At 70.2% G+C, this 3060-nt stretch carries 2 protein-coding genes and 1 pseudogene; all 3 read left to right on the forward strand.

Annotation, left to right across the window (positions count from 1 at the left end; genetic code table 11):
• A pseudogene (locus DD1DGNOD_RS28630) lies at positions 1-254 on the forward strand (glycosyl transferase); the annotation flags it as partial.
• A 265-nt stretch (positions 255-519) separates the two neighbouring features.
• Positions 520-1980 (forward strand): SAM-dependent methyltransferase, encoded by a 1461-nt coding sequence (locus DD1DGNOD_RS02305; protein WP_241255412.1) that lies wholly within the window; start codon positions 520-522, stop codon positions 1978-1980.
• A gap of 45 nt (positions 1981-2025) precedes the next feature.
• On the forward strand, positions 2026-3060 hold a 1035-nt coding region (locus tag DD1DGNOD_RS02310), incomplete at its 3' end, for a serine/threonine-protein kinase (RefSeq protein ID WP_241255413.1).

Raw genomic sequence — 3060 nt, forward strand, 5'->3', positions numbered from 1 at the left:
TGGCCCAGTTCAAACAATATGTCGCAGCCGGCGACATCCACTACTACATCGCGGGCGGCGGTGCCGGCGGTGCCGGCAGGGGAGCCGCGCCGGGAGCATCCGCAGGTGCCGTACCCGCGGCGGGCGACGGATCGGACGGATTCGGCGGATTCGGTCGCGGGTTCAGCGAGATCACGTCCTGGGTGGAAAACAATTTCACCGCGAAGACCGTGGGAGGGCAGACTGTCTACGACCTGACACAGTCGACATCCTGACCGCCGGGCATCCCGGCCGGCGATGCGTTGCGCGGGCTCGTCGGCAGCACACCGGTAATGATGGGTGCAGGCCGCACAGCGGATGAGCTCTCGACGGAGCTCTCCACGGATCTGGATACGGCCTGCGCGGAGGTGTATGCCGGTGAGTCAGTGCGACGATGCTATGTCCCGAACTGCCGAGTCCCGAACGGACGTATCCCGGTACACGGCGTACCGAAACGCCGCGTACCGAAACGCGGCGCTGGACACCGCGGTGGCCCGTACGGTGGCGGACATCCTGAACAGTCTGGTCGGGCCGAAACCACCGGTGCGGATCCAATTGTGGGACGGGTCGGGCTTCGGGCCGCAAAGCGCGACTCAGGTGGTGGTCCGTACGCCCGAGGCGATGCGTCGGGTGCTGTTCCGCCCGGACGAACTGGGCTTTGCGCGGGCATATGTCGCTGGCGAGATCGATGTCGAGGGCGACATCTTCGACGCTCTCGAGCTGCGACACCACCTGGGATCGGCGCGACCGACCCGGGCGGTGCTGCGAGGCGCGGCGGCCCTGCTCCGCCAGTTCGGGCCGCTGCCCCCGCCGCCGCCCGCGGACGAGGCGCGGCCGCGCGGACGCCGGCACAGCCGACAGCGGGATGCCGACGCCATCGCCCATCATTACGACCTGTCCAACGCCTTCTACCGACTGGTGCTCGGTGCGTCCATGACGTATTCGTGTGCATTGTGGGGGGCGTCCGGCCCGGAGCCGGACACGGCACCGTCCGGCCCGGAGGTGGACGCGGTGCTGGGCGCGGCAGCGTCCAACACAGCACCGCTGGACGCAGCACCGCTGGACGCAGCCCAGGAGGCCAAGCACGAGCTGGTCTGCCGCAAGCTCGGTCTGCGGGCCGGGATGCGCATGCTCGACGTCGGATGCGGATGGGGCAGCCTGCTGTTGCACGCGGCCCGCCACCATGGGGTGGAGGGAGTCGGTGTCACCGTCTCCCGGGAGCAGGCGGACCTCGCCAGGCGGCGCATCGCCGACGCGGGTCTGGCCGACCGCCTGGAGATCCGGCTGCAGGACTATCGGGACGTCGCCGACGGCCCGTTCGACGCGATCAGCTCGGTCGGGATGGTGGAGCACGTCGGCGCCGCGATGCTGCCGGTCTACTTTCGCAACCTGTTCAACCTGTTGCGGCCGGCGGGCCGGCTGCTCAACCATGGAATCGCCTTTCCCGGTGACCCGGCCGGTCAGGCGCGCAACCGCCCGCGGCTCGGTCCGCTGCCCCTGCCGGCCGGGCGTGACTTCGTCGCGCGGTACGTTTTTCCCGACGGGGAGTTGCACGAGGTCGGTGCGGTTGTCAGCGTCATGCAGGCAGCCGGTTTCGAGCTCCGGCACGTCGAGAACCTGCGCGAGCACTACGCCCTGACGTTGCGAGCCTGGGTGCGTAATCTTGAGGAGCGTTGGGAGGCGGCCGTGGCCGAGGTCGGCGAAGGTCGAGCCCGGGTGTGGCGGCTGTACATGGCCGGCTCCGCGTTGATGTTCGAAGCTGGTCAGGCGCAGATCCACCAGGTGCTGGCGGTGCGACGCGCCGGCGGGCGGGCGGGGATGCCGCTGCGCCCACTGTTCGACAGCCAGCCGTACAACAGCCCACTCCACGACAGTCAGCTGTACGACAGTCCGCTGTCCGATACCCCGTCGCAGCGGCCGTCATTGCGGAGTCGACCTGCTCGTCCGGCCCCGGATGGGTGACGATGGGGCTATGAGCAGGCGTGTATCGGTGCGGCGGCGGCAGACGTGACGTTGCCAGGTCGTGCCGGGGGTGGGGCGACGGCGCAGCCGCTGGAGCCGCTGGACGTGGGTGATCCGGCGTCCGTCGGCAGGTACGTGCTGGACTTTCGCCTGGGCAGCGGCGGTATGGGCACCGTCTATCTCGGGCGTGACACCCTCGGCCGGCCGGTCGCGGTCAAGGTGATCCGCTCGGAGCTCGCCGTCGAGCCGGACTTCCGGGAGCGGTTCCGCCACGAGGTGGCAGCGGCGCGGCGGGTATCGCCCTTCTGCACCGCCTCTGTGCTTGACGCGGACCCGGACGCGAACCCGCCGTACCTGGTCACCGAGTACATCGAGGGACGGCGTCTGGACCGCGTGGTCATGGAGGACGGCCCGCTGCCGGCGTCGACCCTGACCGGTACCGCGATCGGCGTGGCCACCGCGCTCACGGCCATCCACCGCGCGGGGATCGTCCATCGTGACCTCAAACCGGCCAACGTCATCATGTCCTTGTCGGGACCGAGGGTGATTGACTTCGGTATCGCCAAGCCCGCGGGGGTGGTGTGGCACGACCTGGACCGTGGGCTGATCTTCGGGACGTCCGGATGGATGGCGCCGGAGCAGATCCTCGACTACCCGGTCGGCCCGGCCGCGGACATCTTCACCTGGGGTCTGCTGGTCGCTTATGCCGGCACCGGCCGGCATCCGTTCGTCGAACCGGGGCGTTTCGGACCGGAGGCCGATGCCGACCTGGGTGCCCGGATCGTGGGTGAGCCGCCGGACCTGGCCGGTCTCGCCGAGCCGCTGCGCCGGATCGTCGAGACCGCGCTGACCAAGGATCCGCGGTCCCGGCCGGCCGCGCGTGACCTGCTGCTCCGCCTGGTCGACGGCAACGCCGACGTGAACGCGTCAACGCCGATCGACCAGGTGCTCGGCCGGACGCAGCAGATGGCGGCAGCGGTCCCACCGCCGACCCCGGTCGGCTCCCCGGCCTTCCCCACCGGTTACCCGGCTGACCAGTTCGGTCAGCCCGCGCAGTTCGGCCAGCCCGCCGGTGCGCCG

The organism is Candidatus Protofrankia californiensis, from assembly GCF_900634765.1.
GTDB classification, from domain to species: domain Bacteria; phylum Actinomycetota; class Actinomycetes; order Frankiales; family Frankiaceae; genus Protofrankia; species Protofrankia californiensis.